The following is a 21,428-nucleotide window of genomic DNA, read 5'->3' as shown; positions in this document are numbered from 1 at the left end:
AATTTTATGTTTAACGCCATTGTTATCACCAAACACGATGAGCAACTCACTGAATTAACGTCGATAGATAAATCGATACTGAATGACGGCGATGTGACCGTCGATGTCGCTTATTCAACTTTGAACTATAAAGATGCGCTGGCTATTTGCCAAAAGCCCGGAGTCGTGCGTCAGTGGCCCATGATCCCCGGCATTGATTTAGCCGGAACAGTGATAGAGTCCTCCAGCGACCGTTTTGCAGCCGGCGACAAGGTATTATTAAATGGCTACGGCGTTGGCGAGGTGCATACCGGAGGGTTAGCACAAATAGCCCGCGTAAAAAGCGAATGGCTAGTCCCCTTACCAAAGGCTATCAGTCTTAAACAATCCATGGCTATTGGTACTGCCGGCTACACTGCCATGCTATCCGTATTAGCACTGGAACAGCAAGGTGTTACGCCAAGCTCTGGTGACATTTTAGTCACCGGCGCTGCGGGCGGTGTGGGCTCAATAGCCACATCCTTGCTCAGCAAACTTGGTTACACAGTCATTGCAGTATCAGGCCGCTCTGAACAAACAAGTTACCTCAAAACACTCGGTGCTTCTGAAGTTCTGCCACGCAGTGACTTTGAAAGCTCCGCCAAGCCTCTGGCAAAAGAACGATTTGCAGGCGTTATCGATGTCGCCGGGTCGAATATATTGGCCAACGCGATTTCGCAAACGCAATACGGGGGCGTTGTCACTGCGTGTGGATTAGCTGCCGGTATGGACTTACCCACAAGTGTGGCGCCATTTATTTTGCGTGGCGTAAAACTAATAGGTATCGACAGCGTTATGGCTCCCATGCAAGACCGATTAGCAGCGTGGGACCGGTTAACAAAAGATTTAGACTTATCAATGCTGGATAGCATGACACAAACTGTCGGTCTTAACGAAGTTCAGGAGCTTGCGCCACAATTGCTCAAAGGCCAAGTGCGCGGCCGTACGGTAGTTGATGTGAATGACTAATCTAGATATATAAAGACTAGCGATATTGAAGTTGAGGTTATGTTCTTTTACTTAACGCTTTTCAATAGCTTTAGCAAATATTGATGAATCCACTATCCATCATAAAAATGAAATTGATTGAGCCGAGTTTTTACTTTGACGTTGGCGAAATGAGCAGTAAACATTTCGTCAACGCCTATCTGCGAATGATTTAACAACTTCAACCAACCAGGTTGAAAGGGTCATCCACTGAGCGCGACGGCTCGGTAAACCAAAAAGCCCCCTCTTCGCTCATATAAAAATGGTCTTCCAGGCGCACGCCGAACTTCTCCGGGTTAATCACCATAGGCTCATTGCTAAAGCACATACCGGGCGCTAACTCGGTTTTATCGCCGCCCACTAAGTACGGCCACTCGTGCAAATCCATACCAATCCCATGCCCGGTTCTATGCGGCACACCCGGTAATTGATAGTCGGCCTCCAGGCCCTGTTCTTTTAATTTAACACGCACGGCGTCATCCACAGACTCACAAGTCTTACCCAGTACAGCGGCATCAAAGGCGGCTTGTTGCAAATCTCGTTCGTACTGCCAAAATTTCTGCTGCTCTTCAGTTGCAGTGCCAAAAGCATAAGTACGGGTAATATCAGAATGATAGCCGTGCAACTTGCAGCCGGTATCTATCAGCACCCAGTCGTCTTTTTCTAAGTGCTGTTCGTAATTAACGCCATGTGGGTAGCTGGTGCCCTTGCCAAATAACACAATACAGAAAAACGAACCGGACGCTCCCACCTTACGATGTGCTTTATCAATAAAAGCTCTGACTTCCGACGCTGTGATGCCTTCGTGAAGCATAGCACCGGTGGCTCTGTGCACAGCCATGGTCATATCCATTGCGGTCTGAATTAACACCAGTTCTGCAGGGGATTTATGCATTCGGCAGGTAGCGGTAATGGCTTTTGCGTCGCACATTGTTTCGGCGGGTTTACGCTCCTCCAGCTTTGCCACCACGCTGTAGGGTGTGGATTCATCTAATGCCAGCTTATAACCATCAGAAAAATGCTCAGTTAAGAACGCCAACAACCGTTCGTAGGGTGATTCGTGCTCGTCCCACAAAACCGTATCCATGGGCAGTATCATTGCCTGAGTTAAGGAGCCGACTTCAAACGCCGGCGCTATCAGGGTGACATCCCCTTCAACCGGGAGAACAGCGCCAACCAGGCGCTCACTGGGGTACCACTTTAAACCAGTAAAATATTCTAAGTTGGTTCCTGCGTTTAAGTACATAGCGCTAATGCCTTGCTCCTGCATCAGTGCCTGCGCTCTGGCAACGCGCTGTTGGTATTCTTCCAACGCAATAGGCTGAACACCTGCGGTCATATTTTCCAAAGCGCTGAGAGCCTCTTCAGCCCGCGCAACTCCCACACCATGCGTCATAAAACACTCCTTTTAATAATTCAGCCACCATGGCTGGGTTGAACCTGACGTGAACGTCAGGCTACATGAATAATCTCAACTGACTGTAGACCGCGGTTGGTTTTCCATTGAATAGACTGCCCTACGGAAAGACCAATAAGCGCTGCTCCCAAAGGAGCAAAAACCGATAAGCTGTCTTCATATTTATCCACCTGATCAGGCGCAGTCAAAGTTTTTGTAAAAACTTTCCCCGTTTCTAAAACCTTAAAGGTCACTTGCCGATTCAGACAAGCAACGTCGGCGGGCATGACATTCGGCTCAACAATTTTAGCACGGGCCAGCTCAACCTCTAACTCATCCAAAAACTCCCGGGGTAAACTGGTCTCATCTAAATGATGTTCAATTACGGCCATATCGACACACGAAATAACAATGTTAGGTCTAGTATTCATAATTCTCTCTCATAAAAAAGGGCTCCGGAGAGCCCTTTAAGTTTACTCTTCAAGTTTCTTTTTCTTCTTTTCTTTTCGTTTTTCTTTCAACGTTAACTGCGGTTTTTTCTTCTGCTTTTCTTTACTCATTGGATTCACCTTATCTGTTCAAATGTTTAAGTTAATCGACACATTGCACAACTAAGTTACTCCAAGGCACTACCCTCCTTTGAATTCTGGCTAAGCATCAACAGATGCGAGTCGATTCTGATTTACCGTTAGAACCGCCCACTTTATTGATATACCTTTAACAATGACTGTTGCTATATCGCCTACGCGAAGACCAAGCAACGTCGATCCTAAGGGGGAAATAAAAGACACCAGGTAGTTATCAGTATCCGCTAACTCTGGCGGAACCAACCTAACCCTTACCTGTTCCATTGTTTTTAGATTACGCAGGACAACCGAAGCTCCAACTCGAATGCGTTTTTCAATTAAGGCTTCTTTTGATTCACTGAACTCAAGTCTATTCAACAAAATACTGAGCTCTACGGGGTCTATCAGCATTTGCTGCCCCGCTTCCTGAAAAATTGGGTTTGACGGACAAACCGAGGTTTTACAGAACCTGAATGCACGCTTAAGCACGGCTTTATCTCCAACCGAACTGAACATAAATTATTTAAAGGGAATAACAGACAGACTGGCCGGACGCTTAAGGCGCGTCCGGCTTAATTTGGAAAGGTGAGAGCGGTACTCTGTATTGAATAGTTAGACTTAAACATGATGTCCTCTTAACAACTGAATCCATCATAGCCCGTTAGAAATTTAAAGCAAGCCGGCGATATTCTCTAGCCGAGCAACGTAATTCGAACTAAACACATTTTCCGCACGTTTAATATAAGCCTCTAAATCAACATACCTCAGTGCATTTTTAAAATAGAACCTATCGGCAAAAGGCTGCATTTTCTGCTTTTCAAAAATGTCCTTTATTTGCCCAAAATAGGCTTCAATGTCGTTAACCATAGACACCATATGCCAGTCGCTACCGTACATTATTTTATCAGCCAGCTTAAAAGGTTTGTCTGCGGTCGCTTCACGCGTTAGCTCAATTTCAAGCCGCCGGGCCAGGCTTGCCTGTGCTTTCTTACTGCCGACAATTTCATGTAAGTACGACAAGTCGCAATAAACATGCGGGTAACGCCGACACAGCTCGACAACCTTACGGGCGTAGTTGTTCGGATCACTCCACTCTTCTTCTGTCTCTGCCAGCCAACCTTTAACCCAGCGCCCGTTCACTTTTCGCTTTCCGCCACCGGCATGGCCAAAGCAGAGCCTCATTGTTTTCCTTTGCTCTGTTTTTGTCAGCGCCTGCTCCCAGTAATCCGGGTCTGAATTTAACCCTGACCCTTTATAAGCCTGAAAGCCTTCCGGCGTGCAGTGAGTGAAAACCGGAATGGAATACTCCACACAAAAATCCAGAAAATAATCAACAACCCGTTCAACAGGAGGTTCGTTGCCTGCCGGCTTGTAACCCATGGGAGGGTAAAACTTAAACCCCGCCTTGCCATGTTCCAATGAGGTTTCTATAGCGTCACGAAGCGCGCGATCAGATGCAGACCGAGAAACAAATCGCAAAGGGTCAAAGGCAGAGAACCCCAGCACTATGCCTTCTGAATAATTCTCCAACGCAGTCATGCGCTCTAACTGCTGATCATAAAACTCGTATTTAGGGTCATCGTCAAACGGATGAGCCATATCCATCATGTAATGAAAAAGCACATAATTTTCCGCAAAGTTGCCGTAATAGCCTTTTAACCGTTTAAGTATCCCTACTTCACTGCGCAGCATATTTAAAACAAAATCTATTTTGTCCGCGGCGTTCTCTAAAAACTCCAGTGACTTGCGCAACATACGCTCTATCATTTTGTGAATGCCGGAAAACCAGCCCGATATTTTATCCTGAGGGTGAGTTTCTGCTTTGAAGGTTAATTTTGTTTCTATGTAATCTAACTCCAACTCCCGGGCCGATTCGCTGTCACCGCAATACTGATGTATTTCTCTCAGAACCGAGTACAACTCACTATTAATGAATTTCTCCTGGTAGGCTTTCGCTAACTCCGGATTGCTACTGCCCTCTTCACTTAATTCTCCCGGTAAGTAATGCTCTATTTCAACACAAACCAGATGGGCAAATTCGTTGCAGATTTTTTCTGTGGCACCTTTTTGAGTGGTGACTGAAAATGACGCCAGCCGCTCTTGTAATGTAGAGCTGGCGGTCAGTGAATACGCCAGTTTGCTAATTAACTTTGCCGGTAACTTCCAAATACCCCAGCTCTCGAGAATTCCCTGCAAAGGCACATAACGGGCATTAAAGAGGTGGGTATGGGCATCAACAACAAAAGGGAGTTTATTCATGGTCGTATCCATTTGAAATAGCCTGATTTTCCTGAGTTTTAGTTAAGTTAATAACTCGCAGAAGGTCAACTGCTCTCGTGTAAATTGGTCGTTCTTCCCAATATTTGGTCACAAGCACAAATCTCGGTTTTCGGTGAAATTATAAACATCTGATTATTAAAGAAATTATTTCTGGCCTAAGAATTGCTTTGTTGTCCATAATAAGAAGATAAGAACAACAAGGAACCATCATGAGTGTAAAGTTTGAAGATCGCCCAATAGAAAAAGTTCGGGAAGAAACCATCGACCAACTGGTCATGAATTACAGCCACGGTGAGCTCTCAGCGCAAGCCTTTGAACGCCGGCTTGATCAAGCCATGGACGCGACGGCACATAGCCAGCTGGCGGAACTGGTAGAAGACCTGGAGCTGAAGCCCGATACCTCATACGACAGCATGAAAGAACAGCAATTCTCGCCACATTACGGTGAGGGCCGAGTGCTGCCAACAGAAAACGTGGTCTCCATACTGTCCTCTAATGAGCGCTGTGGTGTATGGACGGTTCCACGCGAAATCACCATCTATTCCCTGTTAGGCTCAGTAGAACTGGACTTTACCGATGCCGTATTCCAGCACCCTGACGTTACTATAAAAATTGTAGGCGGCCTTTCAAGCCTGGAAATTTTCGTGCCTGAAGAAATTACTATCAGCACCAACGTCTTTAGCATTCTTGGTTCCACAGAGAATAAAGCCCCGTCTATGGGCAACTTAAAACAGGCACCACATATACGTATAGAGGGCTTCCAGGTACTGGGTTCTGTTGAGGTAAAAGTGAAGCGCACCATAAAAGAGAAGTTTGTTGCCTTTGCAAATAGCTTAAAAGGCACCTTTCAATCTCGTTAGTGTCGGAGTAAATTGGAGCTAACACTCAATTTAACGGAGAGTTAGCTCCATGAAACTCTATGAAATGGCAAAAGCGCCCAATCCTCGGCGGGTGCGGATGTTTCTCGCTGAAAAAGGGCTCCTGAACAAGGTCGACTGCGTTGAGCTCGATCTGGCCAAAGGCGAGAACTTAACGCCGGAATTTGAACGCAAAAACCCAATGAAAAAAGTGCCGGTACTGGAACTCGACAACGGCACCTGCATTGGCGAAACCATGGCCATTTGCCGCTACTTTGAAGCCGCCTTCCCGGAATCTGAAGTCTTACTAGGCAATACCGCCGAAGAGCAGGCCATTATCGAACAATGGACACGCTGGATAGACTTCTATTTATTTACCCCAATTGGCATGTGTTTTCAGCACACCACCGACTACTTCAAACACAAAATGACACCCATAAAAGAGTGGGGTGAGGCAAACCACGCAGCAACCCTGACCTTCTTCGACTTTCTGGAAAAGCACCTGGCCGATCATCAGTTTATTGCGCTGGAACGTTTTACCATTGCAGATATTAACGCCTTTTGCACGGTCGACTTTGCCAAGGTGATTCAACTGCGAGTCGATGACCGCTGGCCTCATCTAAAAGCCTGGTACGAGCGTATGAAAGAGCGCGACTCATCAAAGGTTTAAGGGATACAAATGATTGAACTCTACACGGCTGCCACACCCAACGGTTATAAAGCGACAGTCACATTAGAAGAAATGGGGCTGGACTATAAACTGCATCACGTTCAGTTACAGGACAACGAGCAAAAACGTCCTGACTTTCTGAAAATGAACCCTAACGGGCGCATTCCGGTAATTGTCGATAAAAATAACGATGATTTCGCGGTGTTTGAGTCCGGTGCCATTATGCTGTATCTGGCGGAAACCTACGACAAGTTGAACCCTAAAGATCCGAAAGAACGTTCACGTATGATCCAATGGCTGATGTTTCAAATGGGTGGCATTGGCCCCATGATGGGACAAGCTAATGTCTTCTATCGGTACTTTCCGGAGAAGCTGCCATCAGCCATTGAACGCTATCAGAATGAAAGCCGTCGTCTGTTCGAAGTGCTGAATAAGCGTTTAGGAGAGTCTGAATACTTAGCCGGTGAAAACTTCTCGTTAGCGGATATTGCCAACTGGTGCTGGGTACGCACTCACGACTGGTCTGGTGTCAGTCTCGATGGTCTGGAAAACTTAAAACGCTGGATGAACACCATTAGCGAGCGCCCTGCCTGCCAACGTGGTGTATCAAAGCCAGAGCGTATGGGCGACCCTGACGAGCTGGTCAAGAGCGCCCAGAAAATGGTGCAACGTTAAGCAGCAGCCAGCTGCGCCAGATACTCATCGTAACTACCGGCAAAGTCACGTAAGCCTTTGTCGGTAATTTCGATAATACGCGTAGCCAGAGTCGACACGAACTCGCGGTCATGGCTAACAAACAACAAGGTACCTTCAAACTGCTCCAGCGCCAGGTTTAACGACTCTATCGATTCCATATCCAAGTGGTTTGTCGGTTCATCCATCACCAGAATGTTCGGGCGCTGCAAAATCAGCTTACCGAAGATCATCCGCCCTTTTTCACCACCGGATAAAATCGATACCGGCTTTTGAATGTCGTCTGAAGAAAACAACATACGACCCAGTACACCGCGTATGGCCTGCTCGTCGTCGCCCGGCTTCTTCCACTGATACATCCACTCGTATACGGTCATTTCCTGCTTAAACCAGTGGACGTGGTCCTGCGCGTAGTAACCTATCGCCGCATTTTCCGACCATTTGATGCTACCGGAATCCGGCGTGTATTCGCCCATCAAGCATTTCAGCAACGTCGTTTTACCAATACCATTGGCACCGATAATGGCGACTTTTTCGCCCACTTCAACCGAGGTACTCAGACCTTTTAATACCGCCTCGTCTTCGAAGCTCTTACGCACATTTTCGGTTTCAAGCGCTAATCGGTAAAGTTTCTTTTCCTGAGTAAAGCGAATGTACGGATTAACCCGACTGGACGCTTTAACCTCGTCCAACTGAATTTTTTCCATTTGGCGCTGACGTGAGGTTGCCTGCTTGGCTTTCGATGCATTCGCAGAGAAACGGCTGACAAAGCTCTGCAGCTCCGCTATTTTCTCTTTCTTCTTGGCGTTATCGCTCATCAGCTGTTCACGCGCCTGAGTGGCGGCAAACATGTATTCGTCGTAGTTACCCGGATATACGCGCAACTCACCGTAATCAATATCGGCCATGTGCGTACAAACCGTATTCAGAAAGTGACGGTCGTGCGAGATAATGATCATCGTGCTTTGTTTTTCGGCCAACACGTCTTCCAACCAACGAATGGTATTAATGTCCAGGTTGTTGGTCGGTTCGTCCAGCAACATAATGTCCGGCTCAGAAAACAGAACCTGCGCCAGTAACACCCGAATTTTCACACCCGGCGCCAGCGCCGACATCAGACCAAAATGCTGCTCTACCGGTATACCCAGCCCCAGCAACAATTCGCCCGCACGAGACTCCGCCGTATAACCGTCCATTTCGGCAAATTCGGTTTCCAAATCGGCAACACGCATGCCGTCTTCTTCACTCATTTCGCCACTGCCGTAAATACGGTCGCGCTCTTCTTTTACAGCCCACAGCTCTTCATGCCCCATAATAACGGCATCAACCACGCTGTAGTCTTCGTAAGCAAACTGGTCCTGACGCAATTTACCAATGCGAATATTGGGCTCCAGCGACACATTGCCAGCCGACGGCTCCTGCTCACCACTTAGTATGCGCATAAAGGTCGACTTACCGCAGCCGTTAGCGCCTATCAGGCCATAACGGTTACCGTTGCCGAATTTAACAGAAATATTTTCAAAAAGAGGCTTCGCACCAAATTGCATGGTGATATTTGCAGCAGAAATCACGTATTCAACATCCAGGACTATAGGGTAAAAATTGAGCGCGCAATGTACGTGTTTTTCGCGTAAATTACAAAGAAAGATTCACTAATGGGTAAATAGACTATGCAAATGTCCTGGAATGATGTCTCCACGAATTTAAGTAAAATTTGGAATACCGAGCTTTGGAAGACCGGCGACGCCCAGATATACCTCAGTCAGGTAATTATTGCCATTACACTGATTATTGTTGGCGTTATTGTTATACGCTGGGTTGGCTCCAGTCTGGTCAAACGGGCTCTAAAATCGGGCCATGCCTCTCAGAACACCATTTATGCCTTTAGAAAACTGTTCTCATTCCTGGCTTACGTCCTCATTGTCTTAATAGCCCTGCCCGTTGCCGGCATCCCTATTACCATATTTGCTGTATTAGGTGGTGCGTTAGCCATTGGTGTCGGTTTTGGTGCGCAGAACCTGTTAAACAATCTAATTTCCGGAATGATATTGGTTGCAGAGCGCCCTATTCGCATTGGCGACATTGTTGAGCTCGAGAATGAACGGGGCAAAATTGAAGAAATTGGCAACCGCTGTGTTCGCATCAAACGCTTCGACGGCGTGCATGTGTTGGTGCCTAATAGTTACTTCTTGGAACAGCGGGTAGTGAACTGGACACTGGTTTCGACGGAAATACGCAGCACAGTCACCGTTGGGGTGGCCTATGGCTCGCCTATCGAGAAAGTTCGCGAACTCATGCTGGAAGCTGCCAGCCAACACGAAAAAATTGTTCAGCGCCTGCCTTTTGAAGTCTTTTTCGATGACTTTGGTGACAACAGCTTAACCTTCAATTTACTGTTCTGGACAGAAGTTGAAGCCCCGATGGACATTCGTCGAGTACAGTCCGACATACGCTTTAAAATCGATAAGATATTCGCCGAGAATGACATCACCATCGCCTTCCCGCAGCGCGATGTGCATTTAGATACGTTGAAACCACTAGAGATAAAGATGACCTAATGATGCTGGTGATAGAGGGCGCGACCGACGGTTGCAGTGGACTATTGAGGAGGTGTGCAGCGCCATGGATGGCGCTGCCCAAGCCCTACATGGATGTATTTACGGGCGTCCTCCTCAATAGTTCCTGCGACCTCAGCGCCCGCTACATCCACCTCACCTGATGTAAACATCAGGCTACCTAGAACTCGTAGCTGTAACTTAAGCTAACAACGGTTCCGACTTCTTTGCTACGAACTAAAATATCCGATTGCGTCACTTCCTGATCTTCTCCAAGAATGTTCTTTACCTTGAAGCCGATTTTTGAACTAAAGCTCGGATAGTAGTTGTACACCAAATCCAGCGAGTGGAAAGGCTGTTCGTAAGCGTCTTCACGTCCACCAACACCTGCTGCCAGAATGCGTTCACCAAACACGTTGTAAACTAACGAGGTGGAGTGCTCGCCGTTGGCAGAGTCGTAGTTTAACTGAAAGTTAGCCACGTATTCTGAGTGTCCGGTCATGCGCTTCGTCGGGTTAGTTAAGTTACCCGCCAACGCAGGGTCAATCGACGCTTCTGAGTCACTCCAGGTTAAGTTACCTGAGGTGAAGAAGCCGTTCGCCAAGTACCCTAAGTCGTGCAGCCATTCAAACTCAACACCGTACACTTCGGCTGATTCACCGTTCACATAGGTCAGTGTGTAATCTTCATCACCCACGCGCAGCACCGACTCAATTGGGTTTTCTATGTCCTTATAGAAGGCTGCAACGGTGTAGTTATCGCCATTATCCGCGTAGTACTCAAAGCGTGCATCGTAGTTACGTAAGTCACTGCTTTGCAAACCGGCCGTACCAAAAGTGCGAATATCCGTAGTCGGATCGTAGTAAGCTACCGGAACCGTCTCGCGCAAGTCCGGACGAACCACGGTTTCACCGTAACCAAAGCGAAGCTGATAATTGTCATTAGCCATATAGGTCAGTGACAAAGCGGTGTAAACATCGTCTTCTGAAATCGAGCTATCGATAACGCGCTGAGGGTTGAAGTAGTTATTCAGGTCCTGCTCGTCAAAAATTAAGCTCGAGGTCGCCAATGACACTTGCTTAAAGTCTTCGTAACGAACACCACCACTGACACGCCAGGTATTGTCGAATATGGCATCGAACTCACCGTAATACGCATCGATTTTCTGAGCAGCCAGGTAATCATCCGCATTTGGCGCACCCGGTTCACGGAAGGTAATACGGAAGTCATTTTCGTCGATGACCTCATCGGTCAGATACCCGGTAACTCCCAGTACGTTGTCTAAATCATCCAGCACTGACAAACGTGATCCAGAAGCGTTATCCAGACTAAAACGACTGGTGTTGTAGTAACGTGCTTTATCAACAAAGTCGTAGCCCGCTTTCAATTCCAGCTCTAACTCGGAAAACATTAATGGCAGCGAGAAATTACCACCGTATGACTTCACGTTGTCTTCCATATCTACGAACTGGAAAATAGCGCGGTTGTCATCACCCGTTACCCGAGTCTCAGAGAAGCTACGGTCAGTGTTGTAAATGTCATCAAAACGGTAAGACACTTCGGTCGGAATTTCCGTCTCCGCTTTTGACTCCGTGTACTGCCAGTCAAAACCAATACCCCAATAGTCCATAAAGGTGTGCTGGCCGCGGAATTGGTCCACGTTTAGTACCCGCTCTTCGTATTTGAACTCATGTTCGCGGTTAGCAATACCGGTTCCGGCAATGGTTTTCAGGTTACTGCCGTTGGGGCTTTGCTTAATACCAAATTCTGACTCGTCCTCTGAGTCTTCCAGGTAAATTTTGGTGTAGCTAACGCTGTGTGTGTCTAATTCATAGCCTGCGGTAAAAAAGCCGTTAAGACGTTCTGTTTCCTGTGTCACCGTAGTTTCAGACAAGGTGTTGTAACACGAGTTAGAGACATCCTCGGCAGTTTCCAGCGAAGTTGAGCAGCCCGCTTCAGCATTGTTACTGATAACCGCATTACGACGCTCTGAGACATCCCAGTCATTGTCATAAGACGCAGCAGCCAACACTCCGATAGTGCCGCCCAACCAGGACTCATCAAAACTGTTACCTAAGGTCGCTTTTAAATCAAAGTTAGGATCCAGAGACTCTTCCTTTAGCACCATGTCACGAGGTAATTGTTTCGCCAGTGACGCATTAATCGCCCGCGCCTGATCACCGGCACTGTTCCCGCTACCGCTCAGTCCATCGGTATTAATAATGTTGCGTAAGCTAAAGTCACCCTGATAACGACCAATCGCATCGCGGATCCCGTCAGGAATGCCGTCATCGTTGCGGTTATAGGTGTAGCCGTCATCCGCATTGCTGTTAAGACCGACTCCGGCCTCAACATTAAAGATAAAGTCATCCGGCAGCGAGCGCGTGCGGATATCGATGTTACCACCGCCAAAAGCCGCTGGCATGGAAGGTGAAAACACCTTTTGTACCGCCATGCTTTCAATAATGGTCGATGGAATAATGTCCAGCGGTACCACGTTACGGGTTAAGTCCGGGCTGGGAATACTGGCACCGTTAATGCGGGCACTTGAGTAGCGCTCACCTAAACCACGCACGTAAATAAATTTGCCGTCCACCAGGGTCAAACCGGTCACCCGGCGCAACGCTGAAGCCGCGTCGCTGTCACCGGAACGGGACAGCTGCTCTGCACCCAGGATATCTGCCACAAAGGCCTGGTTCTTGCGCTCTTCAACCACTGCAGCCGCACTTCCCTGTAAACGACTACCGGTAGTAACCACTTCTTCAATGGTCGACTCGCGTTCAACTTCAGTTTCGTCAGCTTGCTGTGCCAAAGCTGTCGGAGCCGTGGCAAACAGGCCCAAACCAACCGCTAAAGCAACAGGTTTGAGTTTGTATTGATTTTTCATAACCAACTCCTGCAATAAAATCGGAAAATAGGCGCAACTGTGGTGCGCCTATTTATTCGCATTCCAACTCTAATTAGTCCTGCTCAGAAGCAGCTACAGCAGTTTCAACCCACTGGTACCATTCAGAGCTTGTATCGTCGTCAGAAAGTGCGCCGATAAAATCAACCGGAGTAAAGAAGTCATCATTCAATGCGGTTAAGTCATTCGCAGCAATAGTGATTGAAGAAGACATATCGGTCGAAATACCATCGTCATTCAGAACCATTGCTGAACCGTCTAACACTTCATTTTCACCACCGTTGTCATACCATTGGCTGTAGGTTTCGCCGTCACCAAAGGTATTGTCACCGGTGTTCACAAAGTTATTGGTACACGCCATAACCGAGCTGTAGAAATCGAGTTCGCCATTATCAACGCCCGCTTCACCGTCTGAAGTAAAGAAGACACAACCGTCATCTGCCGTACCGTTCTCTTTAATTTTCAGTACGTTGTACATCTGCCCCTGGAAGTTGTCGTCAAATTTCGTAGCGATTGACGGGTCGTTATCACGTACGGATGTGCCGTCGGTAGTGATAATGGTCACGTTAGCAATAGTTGGTGCTGATGTTGGTGCCTGCGAGTAGTCCGGTCCGTTGTTTTTCTCACCGTCTGCCTCAAAACCACCGTTACCCATGTAGTTGGTCTGACCGTCTACTGTCACTGTGCCATGTTTAATAAACACAAATTGCGCACGTCCCTGCCAACCAGCGTCCATATCCAGCGAGTCATCCTGGGTATCCGTTACGACAATGTTTCTTAAGTCAGCAGCGCCACCGAAGAACTCAATGCCATCATCAAAGCCCTGGTGAATGTGAATAAACTCATAAGAAGAGCCTGAACCTACTGCGTTTAGCGTTAGTGAGTTCAAGTCATCACCGTCACCGCCATCACGAGGGCCCGAGCCTGCGTACCAAATTTGTGCGTACTTCATTGAGCCGCTGTCGTCAGTGTTGTCGTTACCACCGTAGAAGCTGACAATACCTTCCGATTCACGGTTACAGGTACCACCGTCGCGCTCTGCATCAGTACACTCATTGGTAATACCGTTACCGTTAACGATGATCCCACCCCAGTCTGCGTAACGTGGAGCGTCGCCTGATACGTTTAAACGGTCAAACTCGTTAGCCGAGGTGAACTTAATCGGCTTGTCGAAAGTACCGATAGCGTTCAACTGAGCGCCACGAGCAACCTGAATAATGGCTTCGCCAGAAGTGAATGCCAGCACCGCGCCAGGTTCAACCGTCATGACCGGGCCATTTTGATTAATTTCACAATCGGTTGTGGTATCGCAGTCCTCACCAATTTGCAGAGCACCATCAAACACATGAACACCGCCGTCAGGCAACTCTTCAAAAGTAATGTCCTCAGCTATTTCAATGGTTGCACTGGCAAAATCTGTATCATAAGAACAGTCCTGACCGTCGTACTCACCCTGAATGTCTGCATAGCTTGCACAAGGGTTTGATGAGCCGCTGTCGCCACCGCCCGTATCGCCGCCAGCATCAGATCCGCCATTGTTATTCACCGTTGGGGTAACATTAATATCGCCGCCGCAACCAGCTAAAAATAAGGCTGCTGTAACTGCAGAGATTTTGAATAAAGTATTAAATTTCATTGGGTTCTCCCGACTTGGATGTTGTCCAGTTATGATTTAAGTCGGGAGCAGACTAAGACGCCTGCATGACAGGATTGTGACAACACAAAAGTGTCACAAAATATTCACCATTCGGTAACCTAAGTTTTCTCTTTTGATCTTTGCGCTTGTTGAATAAGTAACCTATATCAGTAATAAAAACACAAACGAGGAAAGACCCCATGCGTAAACTTTTAATCAGCGGTTTAATGGCAGCCTTTGCTTTACCCGCTGCGGCTGACCGTTTCGAAGATGTAACCATTGAACACAATGAAGTAGCCGACAATATTTACATGCTGACCGGAGCCGGCGGCAATATGCTGATGTCATCAGGTGACGATGGCGTGTTTCTGGTCGATGACCAATACACTCAGGTAGCAGAGCGTATTGCGGAAAAAATTCAGGAGTTAAGCGGTGAAGAAGTTCATTATATTCTGAACACGCACTTCCACGGCGACCATGTCGGCTCCAATATGTGGTTCGCGAACAACCAAAGCTCGACCATTTTTGCCCATGACCATGTGCGTGAGCGCTTAAGTAACGACGACAGCTTTAACGAAATGGGACTGCCTGCGGTTACTTTTGATTCAGGTATCACCTTCCACTTTAATGATGACACCATTTACGTGTTCCACTTACCCGCCGGACACACTGACGGCGACAGTGCCGTATGGTTTAAAGACGCCAACGTACTTCACCCCGGCGACTTATTTTTCAATGAGCGCTTCCCCTTTATTGACTTAAAAAGTGGCGGCGATGTTGACGGCTATATTGCTAATGTCGAAAACTTACTGGACCGCATTACTGACGACACGATTATTATTCCCGGTCACGGACCTTTAGCCAGTAAAGAAGACTATCGTGCTTTTCTTGCCATGATGAAAGAAACTAAAGCGGAAGTTGACACCATGAAGCAGCAGGGCATGACCCTTGATGAAGTGAAAACCAAGGGTCTGAGCGACAAATGGAAAGACTGGAGTTGGTCGTTTATTAATGAAGAGCGCTGGATAACAACACTCTACTAGGGGCTGTTGTTAGCAACTCGAACGGAAGATTAACTGTTCATTCGGTTGCTCAAGGTGGTATTCCATGGCCAGCTCGTCGCAGTTGGCCAGCCTTGGGCAAATCTCACAGTCTTTCATGACCTTTTCCGGCAAGGTGTCTTTTGAGCAATGACTAAAACCCTGCTGCTCAAAAAAGTCCGGCACCCGGGTCAGTACTATCACTCGGTTTAGCTGCAACAAACGGGCTTTTTTCAGTATATACGCCACTAACATACGCCCCTGACCACGTACCTCGGTTTTTGGATTAACGCCCAGCGAACGAATTTCCGCTAAGCCTGTGGTGTAGATATACAAAGACGCACAGCCCATAACCTTGCCGTTCACTTCGGTCACCGCAAATTCGTTAATAGAATGCACGATGTCGTCTTTAGCCCGCGGCAGGTTCTCGCCGGCTCCGGCCCAATGCTGAACTAAGTCTAAAATGGCACCAATATCCCCCAGATTAGCGTCACGCACCTGAATCTGCTGTTGCTGCTGTGCCGCTTTTAAAGCTTCATTCACCCGTTGCGGCGAGGTACCGCCCAGCGCACAGCGTTTTTCCAGCAGAGCATCCAGAGTCAGCCAGCCATAAACGTCCTGCTCAATCACCGGAGCCACCGCCTGAAACGCCTCCAGCGGCATATCCTCTAATGGCTTTTTCGCCTGGATGGCTTGTTGCACCAGTTCACCGACGTTGTGATGCGCCTGCCGGAAAGGAATACCTTTGGACACCATATAGTCCGCTAATTCCGTCGCGTTCGCGTAACCGCCCTGCGCCGCCTGACGGCAGATCTCATGGTCCACTGTTAATCCACTCAAACTTGAGGTCACCATGGCCAATGACGCCTGCCAGGTGGTAAAAGCATCGAACAGACCTTCTTTATCTTCCTGCATGTCTTTGTTGTAAGCCAATGGCAGCGCTTTTAAGGTCATCATTAAGCCGGTTAATGAGCCCACCACCCGGCCGCTTTTACCGCGCACCAACTCCAGCGCGTCCGGGTTTTTCTTCTGCGGCATGAGCGAAGACCCCGAGGTCACGTTGTCTGCCAGCTCAATAAAACCAGCTTCGCCGGAGTTGTAGAAAATTAAGTCTTCCGCTAAGCGCGACAAATGCAGCATCGACAGCGACGCGGTGCTTAACAGCTCCACCACAAAATCACGATCAGATACTGAATCCAGACTGTTACGCGTTGCTTCGCTAAACCCCAACTCGCTGGCAATGGCTTCGCGGTCGACTGCATACGCCGTCCCCGCCAGTGCACCGCAACCTAAGGGGCTTTTATCGAGCCGATCAGTAGCGTCTTGTAAGCGCTCACTATCGCGCTGCAGCATTTCCACATAGGCCAGGCACCAGTGCGCCAGCAAAACCGGTTGCGCCCGTTGCAGGTGTGTGTAACCGGGTATGACCGTGTCTTTTTCACGTTGCGCAAGGTCCAGTAATGCCTGCTGAGTCTGCTTTAACGACTGTTGCAGAACTCCGGCCTGCTCACGGCACCACAAGCGTAAATCGGTAGCTACCTGATCATTACGGCTACGCCCGGTATGCAGCTTTTTGGCTAAGTCACCCACCTTAGCTATTAGTGCCGCTTCCACAAAAGAATGAATATCCTCGTCGCCACCAACAGCAACTGCCGTCGGGTCTTCGCGCACTTCGCTGAGCAGTTCATTCAATGCCTGCTGTAACTGCTGACATTCATCACGGTGCAGTACGCTAACCTTGTGCAACGCATTCGCCCAGGCTTTAGAGCCGGTAATGTCCTGCTCAGCCAGCACATAGTCAAAAGGCAGCGAATCATTAAACTGCTGAAACGCGGCATCGGGTCCTGCCGCAAAACGTCCACCCCATAGCGCCATAATCTACCCCTTTTGCTGCTTCTGTAACGCCGCTATCCGGCTGGGAAGGGAGAACAACCGAATAAAACCTTCGGCGTGCGCCTGGTTATAGACTTCGTCCGCACCAAAGGTCGCAAAGTCTTCGCTGTATAAGCTATTCGGTGAGCGCTTCTGAACCGCAGTCGCTGAGCCTTTATAAAGCTTCAGCACCACGTCACCGCTGGCGGTCGAACACAGTGATTGCGCCGCTGACATGACCGATTGCTGCAATGGCGTAAACCAGCGTCCGTCATACAATAATTGGGCAAACTGCTCGCTCAACTGCGCTTTCCAGCTGCGGCTGGTTTTATCCAATACCAGCTCGTCAATAGCCTGCAACGCCGCCATCATGACCGTACCGCCCGGGGTTTCATAGCACCCGCGGCTTTTCATGCCCACTAAACGGTTTTCGACAATATCCACCCGCCCGACGCCATGCTTAGCGGCAATGTCATTCAACACATTCAGGCTTTCAAAAGGCGACATCGCCTTGTCATTCACCGCCGTAATTTCGCCATTTTCGACCTTAACAGAAACATATTCCGGTTTATCCGGAGCCTGTTCTGGCGATGCCGTCATGGTCCAGACTTTATCCGTCGGCTCACACCAGGGGTCTTCCAGTTCGCCACCTTCGTGCGAAATATGCCAGGCGTTAGCGTCCCGGCTGTAGATTTTGGTCGCCGACGCCGAGCACGGGATATTCCGCTCGGCCAAATAATCGAGCAGAGACTCCCTGCTGCTCAGCTCCCATTCGCGCCACGGAGCTATCACTTGTAAGTCAGGTGCTAACGCCGCGTAGCAGGACTCAAACCGTACCTGATCATTACCTTTACCGGTACAACCGTGCGCCAGCGCATCCGCACCCACTTTACGAGCCACTTCCACCTGAGCTTTGGCAATAATCGGACGCGCCATGGCCGTACCCAGCAAATAGGTGCCTTCGTAAATGGCGCCGGTTTTGAGCGTTGGGTACACGTAGCTCTTCACAAACTCGTCTTTTAAATCAACCACGTGGCATTCGGATGCACCGGACGCTTTGGCTTTTTCTTCCACGCCTTCCAGCTCTTCCGCGCCCTGCCCCACGTCAGCCACAAAAGCCACCACTTCACAGCCATAATTTTCTTTTAACCAGGGCACAATGGCCGAGGTATCCAGACCACCAGAATAGGCCAATACAACTTTCTTCACATGACTCATGAGGCTTTCTCCATAGATTCTGGCAGTACTGCTGCCGTTGGGTTTAATAACAAGGTTAATAAGGCGTTTTGCGCATAAAGACGGTTCTCGGCCTGCTGGAAACAGCGCGATAGCGGGCCGTCCATAACATCGGAGGTAATTTCATAACCACGGTGTGCGGGCTGACAGTGCAGCACCGAAGTGGCACCACTGTGCTCAACCAGCTGCGCGTTAATTTGATAGGGATGGAAAATCTCGCGTACCGCATCCAGAGGTTGATCATCGCCCATAGACACCCAAGTGTCGGTGTAGAGCGCATCGGCATCTGCCACCGCAGCAATATCGTGCGTCACCACAATGTTGGCGCCGCTCTTCTTCGCCAAAGCCTTCGCTTTTTTCACAAGGTCCGCATTGGGTTCATAGCCTTTCGGGCAAATAATAGAGCAATCGGTGCCGACTGCGGCAGCGGTTAGCATCAGCGAATGCGACACGTTATTACCGTCGCCTAAGTACACCAGCTTTAGTCCCTCCACACTGCCGTACTGCTCCTGTAGCGTTAAAAAGTCCGCCAGTGCCTGACAGGGGTGAAACAAGTCGCACAGACTATTCACCACAGGTACCGAAGCATGCTGCGCTAATTCTTCTAAAGTACTGTGCGACATCACCCGGGCGACAATGGCATCGGCCCAGCAGGAGAGGTTTCGGGCGTAGTCGGCGATGCTTTCACGCACGCCCATGCCCTGCCCCTGCTCGTTCAGGTAAACCGCATGACCGCCCAGCTTCTGCAAACCAATGTCAAAAGACAGCCGCGTGCGCAGGCTTGGTTTTTCAAATAAGGTGACCACGCTCTTGCCTGACAGCGTGTGTTGGTATTTTTCGGGGTAGGCTTTTTGCGCTTGCGCTAACGCCAATAACTGTAAAGTGTCAGCCGGAGAAAACTCCAGCCCGGATAAACAATGTTTCATCATACTTACTCACTAATCTGTGTGCCTGAAAAGGGGTTATTCATTACATTCCAACTGCCAATTCGCACACATCGTCGTAAGCGTTTTGCGGCGCTCAACGCCCCGCGAACTTTCACCTCCATACCGTCTTTAATAACACCCGCCTGGGTGAGTTCCTGAATAGACTCTGAATTGAGATAGCTTAAAGGGGTTCCACTGCCGTCCAGCACCGCTTCAACATCGGTTATCAACAACAAATCGGCATTGTAGGTGGCAGCGACGGCCACAGCGGCATCATCCGCATTGACATTGAACCACTCGCCGTTTTCGCCAAAGCCGATAGAGCTGATAATAGGTAGGTAACCATGCATCAGTAAGTCGGCCAACAACGCAGGCACCGGCTCCGTACTTGAAACCTGGCAAAGACCAACCTGACCTAAGCTTTCAGACTGTCGAACACAGTTAACCCCCGCTTCATAAAGCGTCAGTCCAATCGGTTTTAAGCCTGAGGCAATCGCCTGTTTCATTAAGATTTTGTTGGCCGCGCCTGCCAGGCCACCCACTATATAGGGCATGTGCGGCTCCGGACTGACCCGTAAGCCGCTTTGTTTTTCACTGTGCAAACCAGCGGTGCTCAGCCACTGTTGGACCAGCGAGCCGCCACCGTGAACCAACACGATTTCATCCTCGCTTTGTTTCAGCGACTGAAACAGCGCATTTAGATCTTCTGGTTGTTCCAGCAAGCTGCCACCGAGCTTTATGACTTTCATAGCAAGCCCTCTTCAACAGGCAACCCCAGTTGCAGGTTAATGCACTGAATAGCCTGACTCGCCGCACCTTTCAGTAAGTTATCAATAGCCGACAGCACAATCAGTTGGTTACCCTGCCGGTGCCAGCCAATATCCACAAACGGCTGCTGAACCACATCCTTAATGGACGGCCGCGCAAGCTTCTTAAAGCGCACTAAGGGTTGCTTCGCATAGCACTGGTACGCGCCGGTTAAGTCATCATCGCTGGTATCGTCATTAAGCTCGGCGTACAAAGTGGCCAAAATGCCACGTGGGAATTGCGCCAAGTGGGGAGTGAACAGCACTTCATGTTGTAATTGCTGTGCAATTTCCGGCGTATGCCGATGCTCAAACAGGCCGTACGCCTGTAAAGAAAGCTCTGCACCCTGAGTAGCAAGAGACGCTTTACGCCCTGCCCCGGTCACTCCTGACACCGCATTAATAATAACTTTGCTGCTTTTAAGTAAACCGGCCTTTTTAAGCGGAAGTAATGCCATTAAGCTGGCTGTTGGGTAACAGCCAGGAACCGCAACTAACTGAGCTTCCGCTATCTCTTGCGGATACCACTCAGCAAGACCATAAACAGCCTGGCGAAGCCAGTGAGCCTGCTTATGTTCGAACCCATAAAACTGGGGATAGTCTTCAATTGCGTCTAAGCGAAAACCACCGGACAAGTCTATGACTTTTAAGCCCGCCTCAAGAAACTCAGGTGCCAGTGCAACACTGATACTATGCTCCGTGCATAAAAACACGGTGTCTGCCTGGTGCTTAATGCTGGACTTCTCGTTATCCGTCAGACCTTGCAAAGGGATTTTTAAACAATGTGCGTATTGTGGATACAAATCACTCAACAAGGTACCGGCATCGCTGCTATGCTCAGACACATAGCAACCGAAAAGGCTAAGCGCCGGGTGTTGCTGCACTAAACGGCTAAGCTCAGCGCCAACGTAACCGCTGGCTCCGATAATAGCCACTGAGTGTGACGACGCTGGTTGATACTGCATGCGAAAAACCTGTTGCTGTT

General features: G+C 48.8%; 18 protein-coding genes. 6 read left to right on the top strand and 12 right to left on the bottom strand.

From position 1 onward, the window contains the following. The first annotated feature begins 6 nt into the window (after positions 1 to 6). Positions 7 to 987, top strand: a complete 981-nt coding sequence (locus VBY75_RS08870; protein ID WP_273023181.1) for an MDR family oxidoreductase — start codon at positions 7 to 9, stop codon at positions 985 to 987. 199 nt (positions 988 to 1,186) lie between these two features. Here VBY75_RS08870 and VBY75_RS08865 read toward each other — a convergent pair whose 3' ends face one another. The 4 genes from VBY75_RS08865 to VBY75_RS08850 all read right to left on the bottom strand — a co-directional run bounded on the left by VBY75_RS08865 (position 1,187) and on the right by VBY75_RS08850 (position 5,226). Continuing rightward, positions 1,187 to 2,401: a M24 family metallopeptidase gene (locus VBY75_RS08865; RefSeq protein ID WP_278358178.1), complete on the bottom strand. Its 1,215-nt coding sequence runs from the start codon at positions 2,399 to 2,401 to the stop codon at positions 1,187 to 1,189. 56 nt (positions 2,402 to 2,457) lie between these two features. After that, positions 2,458 to 2,832 carry a GreA/GreB family elongation factor gene (locus VBY75_RS08860; RefSeq protein WP_271331962.1) on the bottom strand — a complete coding sequence of 125 codons (375 nt, stop codon included), beginning with the start codon at positions 2,830 to 2,832 and terminating at the stop codon, positions 2,458 to 2,460. A gap of 219 nt (positions 2,833 to 3,051) precedes the next feature. Continuing rightward, positions 3,052 to 3,456, bottom strand: coding sequence for a GreA/GreB family elongation factor (locus VBY75_RS08855; protein ID WP_271331960.1), 405 nt, complete (start codon positions 3,454 to 3,456; stop codon positions 3,052 to 3,054). A gap of 180 nt (positions 3,457 to 3,636) precedes the next feature. Continuing rightward, the gene (locus VBY75_RS08850; RefSeq protein WP_271331959.1) at positions 3,637 to 5,226 is read right to left on the bottom strand and encodes an amidohydrolase family protein; all 1,590 of its coding nucleotides are present in this window, start codon (positions 5,224 to 5,226) and stop codon (positions 3,637 to 3,639) included. A gap of 230 nt (positions 5,227 to 5,456) precedes the next feature. Between VBY75_RS08850 and VBY75_RS08845 the strand changes: the two genes are divergently transcribed. Genes VBY75_RS08845 through VBY75_RS08835 form a run of 3 tightly spaced genes read left to right on the top strand, consistent with a single transcriptional unit; the run spans position 5,457 to position 7,449 of the window. Then, entirely contained in the window at positions 5,457 to 6,107 is a 651-nt protein-coding gene (locus tag VBY75_RS08845; RefSeq protein ID WP_416512129.1) for a DUF1707 SHOCT-like domain-containing protein, read from the top strand. 49 nt (positions 6,108 to 6,156) lie between these two features. Then, positions 6,157 to 6,774 carry a glutathione S-transferase family protein gene (locus VBY75_RS08840; protein ID WP_416512126.1) on the top strand — a complete coding sequence of 206 codons (618 nt, stop codon included), beginning with the start codon at positions 6,157 to 6,159 and terminating at the stop codon, positions 6,772 to 6,774. Between the two features lie 9 nt (positions 6,775 to 6,783). Then, positions 6,784 to 7,449: a glutathione S-transferase family protein gene (locus VBY75_RS08835; protein WP_416512124.1), complete on the top strand. Its 666-nt coding sequence runs from the start codon at positions 6,784 to 6,786 to the stop codon at positions 7,447 to 7,449. Here VBY75_RS08835 and VBY75_RS08830 read toward each other — a convergent pair. After that, positions 7,446 to 9,038 (bottom strand): ABC-F family ATPase, encoded by a 1,593-nt coding sequence (locus VBY75_RS08830; protein ID WP_416512122.1) that lies wholly within the window; start codon positions 9,036 to 9,038, stop codon positions 7,446 to 7,448. The two genes, VBY75_RS08835 and VBY75_RS08830, sit on opposite strands and share 4 nt — an antisense overlap. Positions 9,039 to 9,137: 99 nt before the next feature. On the opposite strand from VBY75_RS08830, the gene VBY75_RS08825 reads away from it, so the two are divergent. Continuing rightward, positions 9,138 to 10,025, top strand: coding sequence for a mechanosensitive ion channel family protein (locus VBY75_RS08825; protein ID WP_416512120.1), 888 nt, complete (start codon positions 9,138 to 9,140; stop codon positions 10,023 to 10,025). A gap of 178 nt (positions 10,026 to 10,203) precedes the next feature. On the opposite strand, the gene VBY75_RS08820 is transcribed toward VBY75_RS08825, so the two are convergent. After that, entirely contained in the window at positions 10,204 to 12,909 is a 2,706-nt protein-coding gene (locus VBY75_RS08820; RefSeq protein ID WP_416512118.1) for a TonB-dependent receptor domain-containing protein, read from the bottom strand. A 73-nt stretch (positions 12,910 to 12,982) separates the two neighbouring features. Next, the gene (locus VBY75_RS08815) at positions 12,983 to 14,563 is read right to left on the bottom strand and encodes a hypothetical protein (protein WP_416512116.1); all 1,581 of its coding nucleotides are present in this window, start codon (positions 14,561 to 14,563) and stop codon (positions 12,983 to 12,985) included. A gap of 200 nt (positions 14,564 to 14,763) precedes the next feature. Here VBY75_RS08815 and VBY75_RS08810 point away from each other — a divergent pair, with 200 nt between their 5' ends. Then, on the top strand, positions 14,764 to 15,606 hold the full coding sequence (locus VBY75_RS08810) for an MBL fold metallo-hydrolase (RefSeq protein WP_416512114.1): 843 nt from the start codon (positions 14,764 to 14,766) through the stop codon (positions 15,604 to 15,606). A 9-nt stretch (positions 15,607 to 15,615) separates the two neighbouring features. Here the strand turns inward: VBY75_RS08810 and argH are convergent, their stop codons facing one another. Genes argH through argC form a run of 5 tightly spaced genes read right to left on the bottom strand, consistent with a single transcriptional unit; the run spans position 15,616 to position 21,408 of the window. Further along, entirely contained in the window at positions 15,616 to 17,478 is a 1,863-nt protein-coding gene (argH, locus tag VBY75_RS08805; protein ID WP_416512112.1) for an argininosuccinate lyase, read from the bottom strand. Between the two features lie 3 nt (positions 17,479 to 17,481). Beyond that, on the bottom strand, positions 17,482 to 18,693 hold the full coding sequence (locus tag VBY75_RS08800; RefSeq protein WP_416512110.1) for an argininosuccinate synthase: 1,212 nt from the start codon (positions 18,691 to 18,693) through the stop codon (positions 17,482 to 17,484). Next, complete coding sequence (locus VBY75_RS08795) at positions 18,690 to 19,640, bottom strand: ornithine carbamoyltransferase (RefSeq protein ID WP_271331950.1); 951 nt, start codon at positions 19,638 to 19,640, stop codon at positions 18,690 to 18,692. Before VBY75_RS08795 ends, VBY75_RS08800 begins: the two co-directional genes overlap by 4 nt. 2 nt (positions 19,641 to 19,642) lie before the next feature. Then, entirely contained in the window at positions 19,643 to 20,386 is a 744-nt protein-coding gene (gene argB / locus VBY75_RS08790) for an acetylglutamate kinase (protein WP_416512108.1), read from the bottom strand. After that, on the bottom strand, positions 20,383 to 21,408 hold the full coding sequence (gene argC / locus VBY75_RS08785; RefSeq protein WP_416512106.1) for an N-acetyl-gamma-glutamyl-phosphate reductase: 1,026 nt from the start codon (positions 21,406 to 21,408) through the stop codon (positions 20,383 to 20,385). The genes argB and argC overlap by 4 nt, the downstream gene beginning before the upstream one ends. Positions 21,409 to 21,428 lie beyond the last annotated feature (20 nt).

The organism is Idiomarina sp. HB (assembly GCF_048059115.1).
GTDB lineage: Bacteria > Pseudomonadota > Gammaproteobacteria > Enterobacterales > Alteromonadaceae > Idiomarina > Idiomarina abyssalis.
Note: the sequence above shows the minus strand (reverse complement) of the source record. Positions and strands in the feature narration are given on the sequence as shown.